Consider the following 742-nt stretch of genomic DNA (forward strand, 5'->3'; position numbering starts at 1 on the left):
GCGTCGCCGAGTAGTTTGGCGCAACCATCGGATAGTCCGGCGGCAAGCCCCATTTGGCCCGATAATCGTCCGGGCTCAGGCCGTAGTCGGTCCGCAGATGCCGCTTGAGCGACTTGAACTTCTTTCCGTCCTCAAGGCAAATGATGTAGTCGGGAAACACCGACTTCTTCGGATTGACTGCGGGAACCAGGTTTGGAGTTTCCGCGACAACTGCACCAGCGAGCTTGCGAACCGAAGCACTGACGCTGGCAATCAACTCAGGCAGGCCGGCAGCCGGAAGAGGGTTGTTGCCTACATAGGCCGAGACAATATCGGCCGTCAGCTCGATAACGGTCTTATCATCGATATTTGACAATTCTTTCACCTTATTTGCGACAAAATCCTCCACCCCAGCGAAGACTTGTGTCGATGTACTCTTTAACCGCGTCCCCCAACGGACCGCCAAGTCTCATAAAAGAATGAAGAATCGGCAAAAATAGCATTCATGCGAAATCGACGCCGCGCAAATTAGAAAATCTAATACTTGGAACCAGCAGACTTAGCGGCAGGACTTTCGTCCAATATCTCCAGAATACGCTTCCAGCGGGCGCAACGCGCGAAATCCTTTTGTTCTATCGCCTTTTCGGCCCTCATCGCGGCGTAGAGCGGTGCCTCGGCGCCGAATTCGTCGATCAGCCAATGCGCTTCCTGAATGGCCAGACGCTCATTCTCGTCAAACATGGTTTTCGACCTCCGAACGTTC

General features: G+C 53.6%; 2 protein-coding genes. Both read right to left on the reverse strand.

What is annotated here, in order from left to right; genetic code table 11:
* Positions 1-355, reverse strand: a 355-nt coding sequence (locus tag EOC06_RS32970; RefSeq protein ID WP_128309761.1) for a MucR family transcriptional regulator, incomplete at its 3' end; no start/stop codon positions are given.
* A gap of 161 nt (positions 356-516) precedes the next feature.
* Positions 517-742: hypothetical protein (locus EOC06_RS32975; protein ID WP_245470292.1), on the reverse strand; the 226-nt coding region annotated here is incomplete at its 5' end.

It is taken from the genome of Mesorhizobium sp. M7A.F.Ca.MR.362.00.0.0 (assembly GCF_004023175.1).
In the GTDB taxonomy this organism is placed as follows: Bacteria; Pseudomonadota; Alphaproteobacteria; order Rhizobiales; family Rhizobiaceae; genus Mesorhizobium.